15 protein-coding genes are annotated in these 16,402 nt (G+C 53.8%); 6 read left to right on the forward strand and 9 right to left on the reverse strand.

Annotation, left to right across the window (positions count from 1 at the left end; all coding sequences use genetic code 11):
* Nucleotides 1-91: 91 nt before the first annotated feature.
* The 3 genes from JTE88_RS08770 to JTE88_RS08780 all read left to right on the forward strand — a co-directional run bounded on the left by JTE88_RS08770 (nt 92) and on the right by JTE88_RS08780 (nt 3,462).
* Nucleotides 92-1,201 carry an IS1249 family transposase gene (locus tag JTE88_RS08770; protein WP_204424425.1) on the forward strand — a complete coding sequence of 370 codons (1,110 nt, stop codon included), beginning with the start codon at nt 92-94 and terminating at the stop codon, nt 1,199-1,201.
* A gap of 81 nt (nt 1,202-1,282) precedes the next feature.
* Entirely contained in the window at nt 1,283-2,647 is a 1,365-nt protein-coding gene (locus JTE88_RS08775) for a MurT ligase domain-containing protein (protein WP_204424426.1), read from the forward strand.
* Nucleotides 2,644-3,462, forward strand: coding sequence for a type 1 glutamine amidotransferase (locus JTE88_RS08780; RefSeq protein WP_204424428.1), 819 nt, complete (start codon nt 2,644-2,646; stop codon nt 3,460-3,462). The genes JTE88_RS08775 and JTE88_RS08780 overlap by 4 nt, the downstream gene beginning before the upstream one ends.
* A 387-nt stretch (nt 3,463-3,849) precedes the next feature.
* Here the strand turns inward: JTE88_RS08780 and JTE88_RS08785 are convergent, their stop codons facing one another.
* The 5 genes from JTE88_RS08785 to JTE88_RS08805 form a co-directional block, all read right to left on the reverse strand.
* Nucleotides 3,850-4,983, reverse strand: a complete 1,134-nt coding sequence (locus JTE88_RS08785) for a hypothetical protein (protein ID WP_204424430.1) — start codon at nt 4,981-4,983, stop codon at nt 3,850-3,852.
* A 164-nt stretch (nt 4,984-5,147) separates the two neighbouring features.
* On the reverse strand, nt 5,148-6,377 hold the full coding sequence (locus tag JTE88_RS08790) for a methyltransferase domain-containing protein (RefSeq protein ID WP_204424431.1): 1,230 nt from the start codon (nt 6,375-6,377) through the stop codon (nt 5,148-5,150).
* Entirely contained in the window at nt 6,377-7,552 is a 1,176-nt protein-coding gene (locus JTE88_RS08795) for a type II toxin-antitoxin system HipA family toxin (RefSeq protein ID WP_204424433.1), read from the reverse strand. The genes JTE88_RS08790 and JTE88_RS08795 overlap by 1 nt, the downstream gene beginning before the upstream one ends.
* Entirely contained in the window at nt 7,539-7,874 is a 336-nt protein-coding gene (locus JTE88_RS08800; protein ID WP_204424435.1) for a helix-turn-helix transcriptional regulator, read from the reverse strand. The genes JTE88_RS08795 and JTE88_RS08800 overlap by 14 nt, the downstream gene beginning before the upstream one ends.
* A gap of 49 nt (nt 7,875-7,923) precedes the next feature.
* Nucleotides 7,924-8,577: an HAD-IA family hydrolase gene (locus tag JTE88_RS08805; RefSeq protein WP_204424437.1), complete on the reverse strand. Its 654-nt coding sequence runs from the start codon at nt 8,575-8,577 to the stop codon at nt 7,924-7,926.
* 77 nt (nt 8,578-8,654) lie between these two features.
* On the opposite strand from JTE88_RS08805, the gene JTE88_RS08810 reads away from it, so the two are divergent.
* A complete protein-coding gene (locus JTE88_RS08810; RefSeq protein ID WP_204424439.1) occupies nt 8,655-8,996 on the forward strand; it encodes a DUF3800 domain-containing protein in 342 nt (113 codons plus the stop codon).
* A 149-nt stretch (nt 8,997-9,145) separates the two neighbouring features.
* Nucleotides 9,146-9,370, forward strand: coding sequence for a hypothetical protein (locus JTE88_RS08815; protein ID WP_204424440.1), 225 nt, complete (start codon nt 9,146-9,148; stop codon nt 9,368-9,370).
* 162 nt (nt 9,371-9,532) lie between these two features.
* On the opposite strand, the gene hrpB is transcribed toward JTE88_RS08815, so the two are convergent.
* Both hrpB and JTE88_RS08825 read right to left on the reverse strand, forming a co-directional pair.
* Entirely contained in the window at nt 9,533-12,043 is a 2,511-nt protein-coding gene (gene hrpB, locus JTE88_RS08820; protein ID WP_239519519.1) for an ATP-dependent helicase HrpB, read from the reverse strand.
* Nucleotides 12,040-12,639 carry a TetR/AcrR family transcriptional regulator gene (locus tag JTE88_RS08825; protein WP_204424441.1) on the reverse strand — a complete coding sequence of 200 codons (600 nt, stop codon included), beginning with the start codon at nt 12,637-12,639 and terminating at the stop codon, nt 12,040-12,042. The genes hrpB and JTE88_RS08825 overlap by 4 nt, the downstream gene beginning before the upstream one ends.
* Before the next feature lie 219 nt (nt 12,640-12,858).
* Here JTE88_RS08825 and JTE88_RS08830 point away from each other — a divergent pair, with 219 nt between their 5' ends.
* Nucleotides 12,859-14,235, forward strand: a complete 1,377-nt coding sequence (locus JTE88_RS08830; protein ID WP_204424443.1) for a hypothetical protein — start codon at nt 12,859-12,861, stop codon at nt 14,233-14,235.
* A gap of 19 nt (nt 14,236-14,254) precedes the next feature.
* Here the strand turns inward: JTE88_RS08830 and tgt are convergent, their stop codons facing one another.
* On the reverse strand, nt 14,255-15,475 hold the full coding sequence (tgt, locus tag JTE88_RS08835) for a tRNA guanosine(34) transglycosylase Tgt (RefSeq protein WP_204424444.1): 1,221 nt from the start codon (nt 15,473-15,475) through the stop codon (nt 14,255-14,257).
* Nucleotides 15,476-15,555: 80 nt separating this feature from the next.
* The gene (locus tag JTE88_RS08840) at nt 15,556-16,383 is read right to left on the reverse strand and encodes a DUF4261 domain-containing protein (protein ID WP_204424445.1); all 828 of its coding nucleotides are present in this window, start codon (nt 16,381-16,383) and stop codon (nt 15,556-15,558) included.
* Nucleotides 16,384-16,402 lie beyond the last annotated feature (19 nt).

The raw sequence follows: 16,402 nt of genomic DNA on the forward strand, positions 1-16,402 counted from the left end.
GTTGGACAAAATGTGTTGCTGGACGGGCGGGTTTTCGTTGTTGTAGTGCGTGAAAGTGCGTGTTTTAGTTTGTTGGTGTTGTGTTCATTGTATGAACACTTCTTTATGTCCTATATGTAGCAGTAAAATGATTCGTCATGGTCGTACGAGCCGGGGGCGGCAGCGTTGGCGGTGTAAAGCGTGTGGGGTGAGATCTTTAAACAGTATTGATTCCACTGCTAAGCATTTACAAGAGTTCCTTCGATGGCTGTTAAGCGGTCAAAGGCAACGAGACATGCCTGGGCACGGCAGATCATTTCGTCGACGCTGTAAAGATTTATGGTCTATCTGGCCGCTTAGTCCTGTGGTTGACGAGGTTCATGATGTTGTTTTTGTTGACGGGATTTATTTAGGGCGTCAAGCGGTGGTGTTAATTGCTTGTAGTCAAAATTATGTCCTGGGATGGTATGTAGCCCGACGGGAAACTACCCGGGCCTGGAGCGCTTTATTGCAACGTATCGCTCCTGCACGGGTTGTGGTCAGTGATGGGGGTAGTGGTTTTGCTAAAGCGTTACGACTTACCTGGCCAACAACACGGCATCAACGCTGTACTTTCCATGTGTTTACCCAAATCAAGCAAGCAATAACTACTCGGCCTAAGCTTCAAGCTTCTATCGAACTATACGATTTAGGAAAAGAACGTATCCGTGTTGTTAACAAAGAACAAGCTATTACCTGGATAACGAAATATGTTCAATGGGCTAGTGACTGGGAAGATTTCCTTAACGAGAAAACTCTCACTCCAACTGGATGGTGCTACACTCATCAACGTCTGGTCAAAGCACGTAAAATGCTGAACAAACTCATCAAACAAGGACTACTGTTCACCTTTTGTGACCCGGTATGGCAAGTATCGATCCCCTCAATGAATAATCGTATTGAAGGAGGGGTTAACGCTTCCTTGCGCTATATGCTCTACCAGCATCGAGGGATGTGTTTAACGAGGAGAATTAAAGCAATTTTCTGGTGGTGTTACATGCATACGGAGCACCCTTTATCCCCAGGGCAAATCCTCCAGACCATGCCAACAGACCAGCAGATCAACAATGCTTGGCACGCTGCTCGCCTCGAACACCAAACAAACCAAATACCCCAATGGGGAGACGCTATAGTCTGGAGCGAGCTACACTACACAACCCCCTACCACAACACCTGGGACTAACCCCCAGCAACACATTTTGTCCTATAGCCCCACTACTGTGCCGGTGGGCGAGATTTTGTGCACGTACAGTAGAATTACTTCATGACTTTTCTTGACTTACGCAATACTGTTGGCATGATTGCCGGGCATCTTGCTGCTACCGCGTCGCGCACGCTAGGCCGCGGCTCCGGCGGAATGATTGGCGGTCGGGTGGCTTCCCGAATCTCCCCAAATCTCCTGCGCGATTTAACTCAACGCATGCAGGTAGTCATCATTACCGGCACGAACGGTAAATCCACCACCACCCGCATGATCGCCGAAGCAGTTACCGCCGGTGGGCTCACCGTAGCCACCAATCGCGGTGGAGACAACATGCTCCCCGGCGTCCTCGCAGCGGTCCTTGAAAACCCTAACGCCGACGTCGCCGTGCTCGAAGTGGACGAAATGTGGGTAGCTCGCGTAGCCAACGAAGTCAACCCCGACGTCTTCGTCTACCTCAATCTCAGCCGCGACCAGCTCGACCGCGTCGGCGAAATATCCACCATCGAACAGCGGTTACGTCAAGCAATCAACGAACACAAAGCCGCCACCATCGTTGCCAATATCGACGATCCACTCATCACCTCCGCCGCCTGGGATTCACACAATCCCGTCTGGGTGGCTGCTGGCCAGGGCTGGTCAGGCGATTCGCTCACCTCGCCGCGAACCGGCGGAATTATCGTGTATGCCGACGACGCCGTCGCCCCACAAACCACTGACGTTCCGTTCGCTTCCGGTAACGATACAAGCGTATGGTGGCGAGCAATCTCGCTCGACGCCGACGGCTCCTCTGACGCCACCGACGTCCATTCTTTCGCCCGTCCCTACCCGCAGTGGTCATGGTCGGCACCCAGCTGCGACTTCCAACCCGGCACGCCGATGGATATTCATGGTCCGAATGGAACCATGAACGCCGTCATCAACCTTCCCGGCCGTGCCAACCGCTCCAACGCAACCCAAGCCCTCGCAGCCGCCTGCGCGCTCGGCGTTAAACCCGCCGTCGCCGCCCGCGGTATTGCCGGCGTTTCGTCGGTGGCTGGACGGTACGCGAACGTGAACATCGACGGGCGAAACGTACGGTTATTGCTGGCGAAAAACCCGGCCGGCTGGCAAGAATCGCTGACCATGCTCCGTGCCGATTCGGCACTCGTCGTCGGAATCAACGGGCAAGTGGCCGACGGCGTTGACCTCTCCTGGTTGTGGGATGTCGAGTTTTCCGCACTAGCCGAACGTCACGTGTGGGCGTGCGGTGAACGCGGAGCAGACTTGAACGTCCGATTGCATTACGCCGGGGTGGACGCAGAATTCGTTGCCGACCCAGTCTCCGCAATTCTCGCCACCCCGCCCGGCGACGTCGATGTCCTGCTGAACTACACGTCCTTCCGCGACACTCTCGTAGCGTTAAAGAAACGAGGATATGACCTATGAATCTACGAATCGGAGTTCTCCTCCCGGAAGTGCTCGGCACCTACGGTGATTCGGGAAATGCAGAAATTTTAGCGTTTCGAGCGCAGGCTCGCGGAATTGGTACCGAGATCGTGCATGTTGGCATCGACGACGCTATCCCGGACTCGCTCGACATTTACACCCTCGGTGGCGGCGAAGACATCGCGCAAACAATCGCAGCCCGCAAACTCACAACTGACCCCGGTCTGGCTCGCGCCGTAGCAGCTGGCCGGCCAGTGTTGGCGATTTGTGCCGCTTTACAGGTGCTCGGCACATACTATACCGACGCGGCCGGAACGAAAACTGCCGGCGCTGACATGCTTGATGTTGTCACCCTGCCACAAGGATTGCGGGCAATCGGTGAATTGCGTAGCGAGCCTGGGCCTGGGCTGACGGCTCGTGGCGTAAGTGAAACCTTGTACGGGTTTGAAAATCATGGCGGCGGAACGGCGCTCGGACCGGATGCCTCCCCGTTTGGATTCGTTACTTTCGGTACCGGTAACGGCGTGCCTGGTGTTGCGCCGGCACGCACTAACGATTCGCGCACGCCCGATCCGGAACTGGTTTTGGCTGGCACGCCTGATGGTTATGTGACTGAGGTGGACGGCCAGCGGGTCGACGGCGCAGTGCAAGGCTCGATTTTTGCCACCTACATGCACGGACCGGTTCTGGCGCGCAACCCGCAGCTTGCCGACATGCTTATCGCCATGGCTACCAGGGATTCGCTTCCGCCACTGGATGTGCCGGGGGTGGTTGACTTGCGCGCCGAACGCGAGCAGTTTATCGCAGGTCAGTAGCTCTGCTAGTGTGGCCCACCGGGACTCCCTGCAGACGTGATTGTAAGGGGAACTTCCGGCACGTCATAATTCCCAACAGTTGCCCCTATTTGACATGTTGCTGGATGAAGCGCACTCATATCATGCCCATCAGGTGTAACAGAAACTGCACCCGAACACCTATCCGTTAACCGGAGGCCGGACAAATCTCCGCCGGTAATATCATGCAAAATACTCGTCGGATTGGGAGTTGACGGAGTTGTATAAATAGGAGTTAACGTATTTTCACTACCTGGCCACTGCCTTTTCGCTGGGCGTGATTTTGTGCAGTGAATTATGCCGGATTACAAGAAAACAGGGACGCGATGATCACCATCGCGTCCCTGTTAATTAGCTAGCTTTGCTGGTTTACTTATCAGCTTTACGGCCAAGCACAACACTTGCTGTGCCTAGCAAACCCAGTAGTCCAGCAACCATAGCCAAAACCAAACCCTCAACACCAGTCTTTGCTAACTGAGTGCTCTGGGACTGCTGCGGAGCTTGAGGCTGTGGCATAGACGGTGACTGTTGCTCAGCCTGACCTTGGCCGGACTGCTGTTTACCAGAGTTGGCCTTACCGTCCTGATCTTGAGCCTTCTTATCAATGCCTGGTTTCTCCGACTTTGACGAGTCATCATGCTTACGCTGATCCTGCTTCGGAGCTTCCGGCTTTGGCATAGGTTTAACATCATCCTGCTTCGGAGCTTCAGGCTCCGGCTGTGGCTGAGGCTTCACATCCGGCTGCGGAGCTTGAGGCTGTGGCATAGACGGTGACTGTTGCTCAGCCTGACCTTGGCCGGACTGCTGTTTACCAGAGTTGGCCTTACCGTCCTGATCTTGAGCCTTCTTATCAATGCCTGGTTTCTCCGACTTTGACGAGTCATCATGCTTACGCTGATCCTGCTTCGGAGCTTCCGGCTTTGGCATAGGTTTAACATCATCCTGCTTCGGAGCTTCAGGCTCCGGCTGTGGCTGAGGCTTAACTTCAGGCTCCGGCTGTGGCTGAGGCTTCACATCATCCTGCTTCGGAGCTTCCGGCTTTGGTGTAGCCTCCGGCTCTTTCGGCTTAGGTGCTGGCCGAGGGGCAACAACAGTCACTACGATTTGCTGTAGCAATAGATTTTCTTCTTTGTCTCGAATGTTGATGATGATTTTACTCCCTATTTCCGCATTAGCTGCGGCTTTCACAGTAATCTCATCCTGCCAATTCATCGAGACTTCACCTTGAACTAGACCGGTAGAAGTTCCTACGACCACTGAATCTGGTGCAGCGTCTCCGCCGCTACGCTTAATTACAAGAGTTTCACCTGGGCTGATTGTGGCTTCCTTTTGCCAGCGTGGCACTTGCCTAGCAACTACTGCCCCATCAAGGGAATATGCACCTTGTTCGGCTACTACCTCAGAAATATCATCCGCAAATGCAACACCGGCAGGAACAACTTGCCATCCGGTGATAATAGTTCCCGCGACTAGCCCAGCCATGATTTTTTTAGATTTAATCATTGATACTCTTTTCAAATTTACTCGTTTGATTTTTAGCAAGAATTATTTTTTGATAAAAACCAGTAAAATGTCAAGAAAAATATTCTTCATTTTGGTAAATCTGATTAGCATCACATTCTGCATTGATGTATGTGCGCTTGTAGAATTTTAAATGTTGGTTCTATTCAGCGACTAACCAGCGTCAACAGTACGATCACTTCGCAATGCTGAGTATGTGGGAACATATCAATCACCTGCCCGCGCGCCACAGCGTAATTCGGCATCGATGCCAAGTCACGTGCCAGCGAGTCCATATTGCATGACGAGTACAGCACTTGTTCAACGCCAGAGTTATTCAGCCATTCGCACAGTTGTGTACTTAGCCCGCGCCGCGGTGGATTGACGACGACGGCGTCCGGGGTCTCGCCAGCACCCCGTGGAGCCGAACCATCAGCACCAGCCACCCACTCGGTTGCATCGCCGGCAATAAACTGAACGCGATCGGCGCATCCTATCTGCTTCGCCGTCTGGGTCGCTGCTTGGACTGCTTGTTCGGAGGTTTCCACGCCAACGATATTTCCGCGGGTGCGCCCTGCCGCTAATACGAGCGCGAATCCGCCCACACCACAGTACAGATCCCAGACGCTATCAACATCGCCCAACCAGCGCACTGCTGTGCGGTAGAGTTGCGCGGTAGCATCAGTGTTGGTTTGAAAGAAGGATTGTGGACGCAGATTGAGCATCAGTGGCTGATCCAGTTCTGGAATGTCGAGCGTCATCGGCAGAGTGTGCGAGTCGCTGATCAGGATTTCTTCGTCGCCTTCAATGATCGCCTTATGTTCAGGCTGGACGTTGAGCGTGATCACCCGAATTGTTGGCACGGCTGCCATAAGTTCGTCTTTGCGTTTGAATAAAATGCCTTGCACTCCGCGTCGGCGGGCGACGAATCGGACCATGAGTTCGCCGTCGTCAGACTCGGTGATAATAACGTACTTGAGCACGCCGAAATCAGTGGCGGGCGAATATGGTTCGAGCTGGCAGGCGGTGATGAAGCGCGCGATTGCAGGGATTGCGCCGCGGATACCTGGAGTTGGGAGTGGGCAGTCGCGCAGGTCGACGCCGCGCCCGTCGACGCCAAGGGTGCCCAGTTGTGGCCGTTTAACACTGCCAGTCACCACGAGTTTGACTTTGTTGCGGAAGGCTTGTGGACGCGAGGCGAATGGTTCTTCCCATTCGCCGGCAGCGATGAGTTCTGTGGCGCGGTGTTGTTTTTCCGCCAGCTGCTGCGGGTATGGCGTGAGTAGCTCGGTGCACGAGCGGCATTTTCCCCGTTGGAAATAGTCGCAATTCAGGACCTGTGAGTTTACTGGGCGATCATGTATCGTAACTCGAACATTGTGAGAGTTTTTAAGCATCAAAGAGTTTTCTTCCAGTTGTCGAATATTGATTTATGTAAGATTCCCGGTACTTCTTGTTGTTCAACTCCAGCGAAGTCACAAGCATCTGAAAAGCTATCGGCACATATCGCCACCATCTCCGAAATCATGGCAAACGCATCCTTTTCCCGGATCCCATAATTCGGTGCTTGGTTTACCACACTCATCAGATTATAGGTACGTTCACCATTTCTTCCATACGCCATAGCACTATTCGCGTCCCACCCAGATTGCCGTGTTGTTTCAAGATCGAAAACTGGCGCTAACTGGTACTGGTCCCCATCCCAGATGAAGGCATGGTTTCGCGCGTGGTCATCCGTGTTCCCTATAAGGATATTGGTGACGATACGTCTAAAAACTTCGCGAGGGTTCCCAGATTTTTCTGCTAGATCTAGGTATGACACTCGCGGAATCAATGCGTTCTCTTCGTTATAGAGCGTCACAAGTGACCGGGTATGGGAACGCAGTTGCCCGTTCCGGTCGAAGCGATCAATTATCAGAGCATCGCGACCGTTTATTTTTTCCACAGAAAATTCTGGTACAACTAAACCCATTTTCTGAGCTAAAAATAGCGCACACGCTTCAGTTCGTATGAGCGGTCTAGTTTCACTTGATGTCGACAACTTGACGATCTTTGAGTCAATAATGATTTTCGGACGTGACCCGCCAATGGATGTGCCATGGTTCAGCGCAATATGGACGCTCTGATCGAGGCGTTTGTGCGCTAGAAGATCCTGGATTGATTCTTCCAGTTCGTCTAGTGAAATATTTCCATTTTCCCGTGGTGCATAGTGCGTTGGTGATGTTTGGAAATCTAATGCGCCAAATCTATTAGATCCTGATTCCAACAAGTAGGTTTCAGTAGATTGTTCGATGTTTCCGTGCCGGTAGTCGATAACCATCTTTCCCCAGCCATCCGGCAGGCCATCGGTAAAGACGCCGTGGAGGGATAAACCTGCCGGCGGTAAGAAGACGTGTCGGCTAAGGGGCAGATCTTCAGCGAGCGCGATAGCGTTCTCCCGTGCCAGATAGGATTTAGCGTAAGCAAAATCGAATCTAGTGCCGACCTGATGTAAAACACCAGCAACTACTGGAGTTGTGCTTTCTGCTAGCCACGTCCAAACATAAATATCGCTTGTTTTAGAAGTCGACATTGATTGGCTCCACACGTCGTATTCGTTCAGGTAAAAGCGCTACATGTTCCCCTGATCGCGCTCTCATTTCCGCGATTTTTTGTGGCAGCTCCTCACCAAATATCGGGATTCGCAAAACTTGCAGTACACGTAAAACTATTGCGATTGCTGTGGTGGGGGAACCTGCTTCAATGGATGCTATTGTTCTCGTCGAGCAGTGTGCTCGCTGAGCGAGTTCTGCTTGAGTCCATTGGTTGTTTGCGCGCGCTATACGTACATTGTTGCCGATGATGAGAAGTACATCCTCAACGTATGCGTTCGGTTCAATCTGCGTTCGCCCCATTTCCCCTCCTTATGCAATAGTATAATGCTTAAGCGTTCTAGCACTCAAACTATTGCATGTCACTCCGTCCGATATCTTCGCCGGCGAGGAATGCGGCGACGTCGCGCTTGGCCTGCTCGATCCCGACGAAGTGTACTGCGCGTAGCCCGGCTTCGCGGGCGCCGACGACGTTGGCGTAGGTGTCATCAAAGAACAAAATCTCATCGCCGTCAACGCCAAGTGCATCAATTGCCGCCCGATAGATTGCGTGGTCTGGCTTGGCGAGTCCGAGTTCGCAGGAGAAGAGTGAAACGTCGAAGAGGTGAATCCACGGCTTGTTTTCTTTCAGCCACGCCAAGTGGGTTGCGGGCACGTTCGACAGGACGTTGGGGTGAAATCCGCCGTCGTGTAGTTCTTGGAGCCAGGTGGTCATGTCCTCGTGGTGGAGTGACCAGGATTGAACGTCGGCACGTTCGGTTTCGTCAACAAGTCCAGGAATGCTGCGGAAGTCGACGTCGAGTTCGGCGCCGATAGCATCAAGGAACTCGCCGTAGTCTTGGGTTCCAGCATCGAGCGGGTCGCGCTTTGCACGGTAGAGGTGGTCGAATGCGGCACGGTCGACGCCGAGTTCGCTAAGATGTGCAGCGCGGTGAATACCAGCAACGCCTTCGTCGTTTTGTACGCTCATGAACAGGCCGAACAGATCAAATAAAATTTTTCGCATACTGCTATTGTCTCATTTTTTAGCGACGTGAAACATTCCACCAAGACTCTGGGCAGTCATCTGACTAAACTAAAACCATGCCTTCCCTCTCACAAATCCCTTCAAGAACCCTAAAAACCGCAACGTTTTTCATTGATGAATCGGAGTCAAAATCCTCTGCCGGAAAATTTTTCGTCATCGGTCTTGCAAAAACATATCTTCCCTGGAAGCTCTCATGGGAAATGCGCCATATTCGCGAACGTCATTCATTCAAAGATGAATTTAAGTTCGCGAAAGTAAAAACGATACTCTACCAATTTACAAGCAGCTTATCGATGTTGCCTATACGTCGAAAACTTTATTCGGAGCATTCGTTCTCGATTCTAGAACATCTGATCAGTTCGGGGATCGTCCGACTTGGGCTGTCCAAGCACAGCTGACCGCGCAACTAATTCGCGGAACAATGAAGCGAGGGGAACTAGGGACAGTTGTCACCGATATTATTACTACGCCTAAAGGCACGTCGCTGGCTGAATCCGTGAAGTCTCAAATTAATTCACAATTGGACTGTCTGGCTATCGTTGGAGCAATGGATATTGATTCTCGTGCCAGCACTGAACTTCAATTAGCAGATTTATTCGCTGGTGCGGTCAACTATGAAAGAAAATCCTTGGCAGGACTTACCAGTGGTAATGTCTCTGGCTCGTCCCCCAAGGGACAACTAGTTAGATATATTCAACAGGTATACAGTCTCGATAGCTTTGCTGACATAAAGCAATATCTTGTCAGCATCAAAACTGCTCAGACTAGATAAAATCAGCACTCATGCGATAAACTGGCGACATAGATGGTCCTGACTGTTATGGTCTGTAGCTATCTTAGCGGTCCTGACTGTTATGGTCTGTAGCTGCTTCAAGGGTTTTATTACCTCTTAAACTTCATGTGGGTGCGTTTTTCTAACGCACCCACAATCATTTTACTTCCGCTTCTTCGCCCGCCGGGTAGGTTCAGCGTGCGCGGGATCTTCGGGCCACGGGTGACGCGGGTATCGCCCGCGCATATCAGCGCGCACGCCCGCATACGGTCCGGCCCAAAATGAGGCGAGGTCGTCGGTGATGGCGAGCGGGCGTTGGGCTGGCGAGAGCAGTTCGAGGGTGACTGGCACGCCGCATATTTCCGGGGTGGCCTCCCATCCGAATGCTTCTTGGATGCGCATTCGCACTCGCGGCCGTTCTCCGACGTAGTCCACGCGCGCACTGCCTAACGGGGTGTCGATGCGTTCGGGTGCAAGTTCGTCGAACATATGCGCTTGTTCCCAAGGTTTCAGACTGGCGACCGCACCGTCGAGATCGATTCCGCGGGCGGTAACGAAGGGCATCAGCCACGCCTCAACACTGTCAGCTAAAACCTGGTCGGAGACGTCTGGCCAGGGCTGCCCGAGTGCGCGGTGCAAGAATGCTAACCGCTGCCGGGTCGCGGTGAGAGCTTCGGTCCACGGCAGGTTGGCGATTGGTCTGCGACGCACCTGTTCTTGCCGGGCGGCGAGGAGCTCTGCGACGGAGAGTTTGGCGGGGGTACGCGACAGTTCGATTGCGCCCAGCCAGCGCACCCGCGAGCCGCGCAGGGTTTCGTCGTCGATCTCGGTTGTTTCTGTAAGTAGGTGTTTGCCGACGACGGTTGCGGTCACGACGTCGATCGGTGTAGCTGCGTAGATGAGGGCTTCGGATCGGCCTTGTGCTTTGCCAAGGTCGGCAATTGCGAGCCATTCTTCGCCGACCAGTGGCGAGGAGGCGGGTAGCACGGCGCCGGTGCCGTTGGCGAGTACGTATCCGCGTCCGCGAGCGCGCGCGATCCAGTGCGGGTGGGCAAGTCCGACGACGATACCGACGGCGTCGTCCCAAGTGGGTGTCGGATCGGGGGCGGGTTCACCTGAGGTTGCGGTGCGGGTTTCGCCGGAACTTGCGCCGCGGGAAGTTGCGCCCGGCGTTTCGAGGGTTTTGCGTAACCGGCGTCGTTCGCGTGCCAACACCGGATCGTTACGGCGTCGGCGAATTGCGCTCGCAACCTCTCCCCCATCTACCCGACTGTCGCTGGCCAGAAAAGCCACGATTTCGGCAACCGTATCTGGGCGAACGTATGTGCTGCCGTCAAGCAGTGCGCGGGCCAAATTAGCTTTAAGTGGCAGTTGGGCGGCGCGCTGGCCGCGGGGAGTAATCGTTCCGGTTTCATCGATAAAGCCGAGTGCGGAGAGTTCAGCGGTAGCATGTGCAAGATTGCCGGGATGCGGTTCGTCAAGCAGTGCAATGCCGTGCATGCCCGGCGCACCCCATGCCGCGCATTGCAACAATGCGTCGGTGAGGTCTGCGGTTCGAATCTCGGGAAGCGAATACTTCTCGGCACGTCCGAGCTGAATACACCGATATGCGAAGCCGGGGCCTTCACGCCCGGCACGTCCGGCACGTTGAATCATGGATGCTTGGGAAGCAAAGACGGTCACTAGCCCGCCGATTCCGGCATCCACGCGGGCTTGCCGGGCCAGTCCGCCGTCGACGACGATCCGCACACCTGGTACGGTCAGCGATGATTCGGCCAACGCGGTTGCGACGATTACGCGCTCGCCACGCGCTTCCAACACCCGATCTTGTTCACGCGGATCGAGCTGGCCGTGCAACCCAAACACCGGAATATCAATATTGCTCAACCGGCTAACAATCGCCGAAATTTCACGCACGCCCGGCACAAACACCAGAATCGAACCGGCGTGTTCGCGGTGGGCTTGGCGTATTACCTGCACGATGTGGTCGAGGAAGCTGTCAGCTACCACAATCGCGCCAGACCCAGTGGTGGTGAGCGGCTGCGGGCCAGGCACTTCCACCTCGTCTACTGGATGAAGAAGTCCGGGCACCTCGATAATGCGGGCATCGAGCAGAGCAGCGGTTTGCTCTAATGCCACCGTAGCTGACATGGCAACAACTTGTAGGTCTGGGCGCAACGCGCTTTGGGAGTCGAGCACGAACGCGGTAGCAAGATCAGTATCGAGGTCGCGTTCGTGAATCTCGTCGATAATCACGCAACCGACACCGGGCAGTTCCGGTTCAGATTGCAACATGCGCAACAACACGCCAGGGGTGACCATCTCTATCCGAGTTCCGGGTTTTGTTTCGCCCCGAACCCGATATCCTACTTGCACGCCGACCGGTTCGTTCAGTAACTGTGCGATTCGCCGGGCAGCTGCGCGGGCCGCCACGCGCCGGGGTTGAACCACAATGACTTTACGGTGTTCGACGTCGGAATCATCAGCTAACCCAGCAGCGCTCTCTAACCGGGCCGCACACGCAACCGGAACCAGCGTTGTTTTTCCGCTTCCGGGCGGAGCTGCGATAACCAAGTTTGCTGTTTGGTCAACGATCTCACCAAGAGCTTGCCGCACGGGAAGGTCTGGCGGAGCAGCACAAATTTGAGAAAATTTCACGTATTGCCAGTTCACGCGTCGAGTAGCGAACGTACCGAATGCAGAACTGATTGGCGGACGTCTTCTAGCGGCAAACCGTCGTCGAGCGCACGCAACCCACAATCCATCAAGCTGCGCACAATCCGGGCATTCATTGCAGCCCGCATCGGATCAATTTGTTGACACAGTTCCACTACCGTGTGGGCAAGTTCGCGATGGAAGTTGACTACCGACGGAGGCAAGTTCTCCATCGACGCAAATGTTTCTGGCGTGAACTTAGTTTTCTTCAATACGTTGATCAGCCACTGATGGCCGGTTTGTGCACCCAATTCTAAACTGACATCTACTAGTGCTATCAGTTTATCGGCAGGGGCATCTACAGCCTGTGTGGCAGCCGTGGCGCGCTCTTTCCAAATCGGTAAGTAGCGTTCCAGCACCAGCAGACGGAGATGGTCGACTGATTGCACGTATCGATAGATGGAGTTACGTGCTATACCCGCTTTTTTGGCGATCGCTCCGGCAGTAAACGCCTGTTCTTTGGGTGATCGTAGAATCTCCTCGGCGGAGTTAATAAGCTTTTCGAAAACGATATCGTGATGCTCTTTCACCGTAGGAGCAGAGATCCGCGGCATCGCCATTCCTTTCTTAACGCCGTGACAAGCACGTAACATAACGTCGTTATAGATAACAGTCTAAGCCTACATCGTAATGTAAAACCAACTACTACCAAAGTCCAGTGCTCGCGCGCGCAGTCACATCGACACACTGAACACCATAGACATTTAGTTGCTAAATCGCTGACTGTGGATTGGATTGTGTGCGAAATGAAGAGTTCATGCGACAATGCTGTTATGGACTTTATGACATGGGCACACCAGGTGGCATCGAAACATTCACAATTACAAGACGCGCTCATCACTGTTGATGACGAGTGGCTCGATATTTTATTGGCTGATGGTCGTTCTTTCCGATTCCGCCCAGGGGCGCTAATCCGCAAGGATGCCAACTTAGATGCACGAACTGATATTTTGAATCGTCTGCTCACTATCGGTATCGCACAGGCCGTTGCGCCAACCACTCCAGAACACAACACCACTAGCGAACCTGAGCCGGTTGACTCCAGCGAACCTAACCTTGATTCGCTTATTTCCTCCTTCTTCGATGCCGGTGCCACACGTTCGGAACAAAGCCCACTTTCTCACAGCGATTGCGACGACGACACCACATTTTCTACCCTCACCGCCGGCCCTGACGTGAACTATTTCCCGCGGGTAGATTCAGCCCCGTTCTTCCTGCGCTCGCATAACGATGGTGATTCGATTATCTACCTGCCTATCACCGATTTCGTTGCGGTGGGGTTGGTACGCGAAACGCCACTTGGCCAAGTCCCGGTCTACTATTCCCAAACCGAAGGAGACTTGCGTGATATTGGTGAGTTACTCTCCGAAGGCGTTGCTAATTTACGGCTGGGCGTCAATAGCGGCGGAAAAGAAAACCAGATTACGCTCGGTTTTGCTCAGCTCGGCAAAGGCCAGGTTGTCTCATTCATGTCTCCACCCGGATATGAACTCTCTTGGTGGTGCGACGTGGAAATGATGGCGAATATTGCAGAACAAGTCATCGCGGATCGCCCGGGTGATATCCCGCTGTTTATTCCGGTTGCTCTCGACCACTATTTCATTGCGTTCGCAGACGATCCGCATCTGATCGACGTGTTCGATGCGTTGATTGCTACGTCCAACCCTGAAACGATGGTTTATCCGCTACCGCACACGCTTTCCACCGACGGATGGACAGAGTGGATTCCATTGCCTGGTGATGACCTTTCTCGGAAACTCAGCGAGCTACGGACCACCTACCGGCAGTGGATCTACAATGAACAAGCTACGATCATGGACCGGTGGGCAGACCTCGGTAACACAAAACACTATCGCGTCATGGAAGCGCCGACTGGCGATCTGGTTGGCGTCACTACCTGGGATGCCACCGACCATCACGGTTCGGTGCCCGATACGGAAATGATCACCTTCACCCGCGAACAATCCCCGCATCCGTTTGAACCTGAACCAGCCGTATCGATCACGTTACGTTCGCAGGTTGCGCGCGAGATCTGGAGCGAAGGTTTCACACGTGACGACGACGCTTGGCCGCCGCGCTGGAAAGTCAACGGATTCCCTGATGCGCAAACCCTCGAGAAGCTCAGCGCGGCAACCGACCGCGAGTTCTAGTGCTCGCGACTTCTAGCTGCTACTTGTTACGGTTTGTATAGAACCGGCCGAGGGTTTCTTCCTTAAACTCCCAGTAGGTTCCGGCATTCATATGCTGACGGATATCCTCCACCAGTTTGATGGTGAAGTATTCGTTGTGGATGGTGGTCAACGTATTGACCACCATTTCCTTTGCCTTAAATAAGTGATGAATATAGGCGCGCGTGTAATGCGTACAGGTGTAACATTCACAGCCTTCAACCAGCGGAATAAACTCGCGCTTATGTTGGGCGCGATTAACGTTGAAACGGCCATCTGGCGAATAGATAGCGGCGTTGCGTGCCACACGTGAGGGGTTGACACAGTCGAAAGTATCGATACCATTTTCGACACCGGCGAACAGGTCATCTGGTTCAGAAATGCCGAGCAAATGACGTGCCCGATCTTCGGGTAGTTCTTCGTTCACCCACCGCACGATCGTGCCCAGGTTTTCTTTTTCTAACGCGCCGCCGACGCCGAAACCATCGAAGCGCTGCCCGTCAATGTCCATATTCCCCAAGTCGCGGGCAGCTTTACGCCGCAAATCTTCATATTGGGCCCCTTGGATCACACCAAACAACTGCTGGTAGGGCTTCGTTTCCCGTTCTTCGGTGAGCTGCTTATGAGCACGCAAACACCGTTGCGCCCACAACCGAGTACGTTCCAACGCTTCTTCTTGATAACCGCGCGAATTGAGCAACGTCGTTAATTCGTCGAACGCAAAAATAATATCGGCACCCAATTCGTGTTGGATCCGCATCGAAATCTCTGGCGTAAACCGATGCTTCGAACCATCGAGGTGCGAACGGAACCATACTCCGTCGTCGTCCACATTCGCTAACCGTTCCTTGTTGGGGGCAACTTTGCCATCCACGTGTGCCGAACCGTTAAACTCCTCCGAGAGCACTTTCTTAAACCCTGAACCCAAGCTCAACACTTGGAAACCGCCAGAGTCAGTGAATGTTGGGCCGTCCCAATTCTCAAACGCACCCACACCGCCAGCTTCATCAACAATGTCCGAACCAGGCTGGAGGTACAGATGATAGGCGTTCGACAGCAACGCCTGTGCACCGATCTCCCGCATAGTTTCTGGCAACACGCTCTTCACGGTTGCTTTAGTTGCCACCGGAATAAACGCCGGGGTTTGAATGTCGCCGTGTGGAGTATGGATTGTGCCAGTTCGACCAAGCTGGCCGTCTAGTCGATTCTCTATTTCAAACATCGTCTCTACCTATCGCTGTTCATCCGTCATGCCCTGACGGCTCAACCTTCATTGTTTTCGTTCGTTCATCGTCAATTTCGTTAAAAGTCGACCCGAATAACCGTGGATCCGTCTGCTACCGAAACTTCTTGGGAAACCGGATAGCTACCGCCGTCGTTCGCTCCGATTGTTTGGCCGGGAAGCAAATAACTGTCACCCATCACAATATAGTCCGCACTGGCTTCAACAAACGCAGCGGTTTCCTCGAGCGAACGGCCCGTGCCCGTGACTTCCAGATCGAGGTGCCCAAAGAGCGGCAAACCGAGGGTTCGTGCCCGTGTGGTCTGCCCGTCACCGAGACGAATATTGATCCACAACGGCAACGGAGCTTGGCCCTTGGTTAACGAATCCGCGAGCGCGCTGACCATGTGCGGCGGGTGAATGACTCCTAGTTCGTGACGGTAGACGCCTAAAGCCGCCTCTTCGCGCATCAGTGCATCAGCAACCTGGGTGTAGGCGATGTGGGCGGAAACCATACGGTGACGGCGAGTGAGTTCGGTAGCGTTATCGCCGGTCAGTGGGCGTTCGCCGGCCAGTTTGCCTTGCGCTTGCCCAGAAAGCGGAGCGTAGAAGGTCATTGCCACATGCGTGTGATGTTCGGGGAGCTGGCCTTTATCGATCTGCAGTTGCCCGGTAACTGGAGTGATCATGACCTGAACGCCTTGCAACGTGAACGTTAAGATCGCGCCGCTTAATCCGCCAGTTTTCTCTGCCTCAACATTGACCCAACGCGGTTCAATATCCTCACCCCACAGATTGCGGATTCGTTGAACTGCAGTGCCGACGTCGATCGGCGCGGTAAATAAACCAGCCGCAGTTAAATATTCGGGGGCGGTTGGGTGAATTGCGTTGATTCCGAGATGCTCCATGGGCTTTAGTTTACGGGAG

Origin of the sequence: Arcanobacterium phocisimile (assembly GCF_016904675.1) — a bacterium.
GTDB classification, from domain to species: Bacteria; Actinomycetota; Actinomycetes; order Actinomycetales; family Actinomycetaceae; genus Arcanobacterium; species Arcanobacterium phocisimile.

What these genes read in the sequence shown, in the direction of transcription:
- JTE88_RS08770 (WP_204424425.1), top strand. Translation starts at nt 92, where the DNA reads ATGAACACTTCTTTATGTCCTATATGTAGCAGTAAAATGATTCGTCAT.
- JTE88_RS08775 (WP_204424426.1), top strand. Translation starts at nt 1,283, where the DNA reads ATGACTTTTCTTGACTTACGCAATACTGTTGGCATGATTGCCGGGCAT.
- JTE88_RS08780 (WP_204424428.1), top strand. Translation starts at nt 2,644, where the DNA reads ATGAATCTACGAATCGGAGTTCTCCTCCCGGAAGTGCTCGGCACCTAC.
- JTE88_RS08785 (WP_204424430.1), bottom strand. Translation starts at nt 4,983, where the DNA reads ATGATTAAATCTAAAAAAATCATGGCTGGGCTAGTCGCGGGAACTATT.
- JTE88_RS08790 (WP_204424431.1), bottom strand. Translation starts at nt 6,377, where the DNA reads ATGCTTAAAAACTCTCACAATGTTCGAGTTACGATACATGATCGCCCA.
- JTE88_RS08795 (WP_204424433.1), bottom strand. Translation starts at nt 7,552, where the DNA reads ATGTCGACTTCTAAAACAAGCGATATTTATGTTTGGACGTGGCTAGCA.
- JTE88_RS08800 (WP_204424435.1), bottom strand. Translation starts at nt 7,874, where the DNA reads ATGGGGCGAACGCAGATTGAACCGAACGCATACGTTGAGGATGTACTT.
- JTE88_RS08805 (WP_204424437.1), bottom strand. Translation starts at nt 8,577, where the DNA reads ATGCGAAAAATTTTATTTGATCTGTTCGGCCTGTTCATGAGCGTACAA.
- JTE88_RS08810 (WP_204424439.1), top strand. Translation starts at nt 8,655, where the DNA reads ATGCCTTCCCTCTCACAAATCCCTTCAAGAACCCTAAAAACCGCAACG.
- JTE88_RS08815 (WP_204424440.1), top strand. Translation starts at nt 9,146, where the DNA reads ATGGATATTGATTCTCGTGCCAGCACTGAACTTCAATTAGCAGATTTA.
- JTE88_RS08825 (WP_204424441.1), bottom strand. Translation starts at nt 12,639, where the DNA reads ATGCCGCGGATCTCTGCTCCTACGGTGAAAGAGCATCACGATATCGTT.
- JTE88_RS08830 (WP_204424443.1), top strand. Translation starts at nt 12,859, where the DNA reads ATGGACTTTATGACATGGGCACACCAGGTGGCATCGAAACATTCACAA.
- tgt (WP_204424444.1), bottom strand. Translation starts at nt 15,475, where the DNA reads ATGTTTGAAATAGAGAATCGACTAGACGGCCAGCTTGGTCGAACTGGC.
- JTE88_RS08840 (WP_204424445.1), bottom strand. Translation starts at nt 16,383, where the DNA reads ATGGAGCATCTCGGAATCAACGCAATTCACCCAACCGCCCCCGAATAT.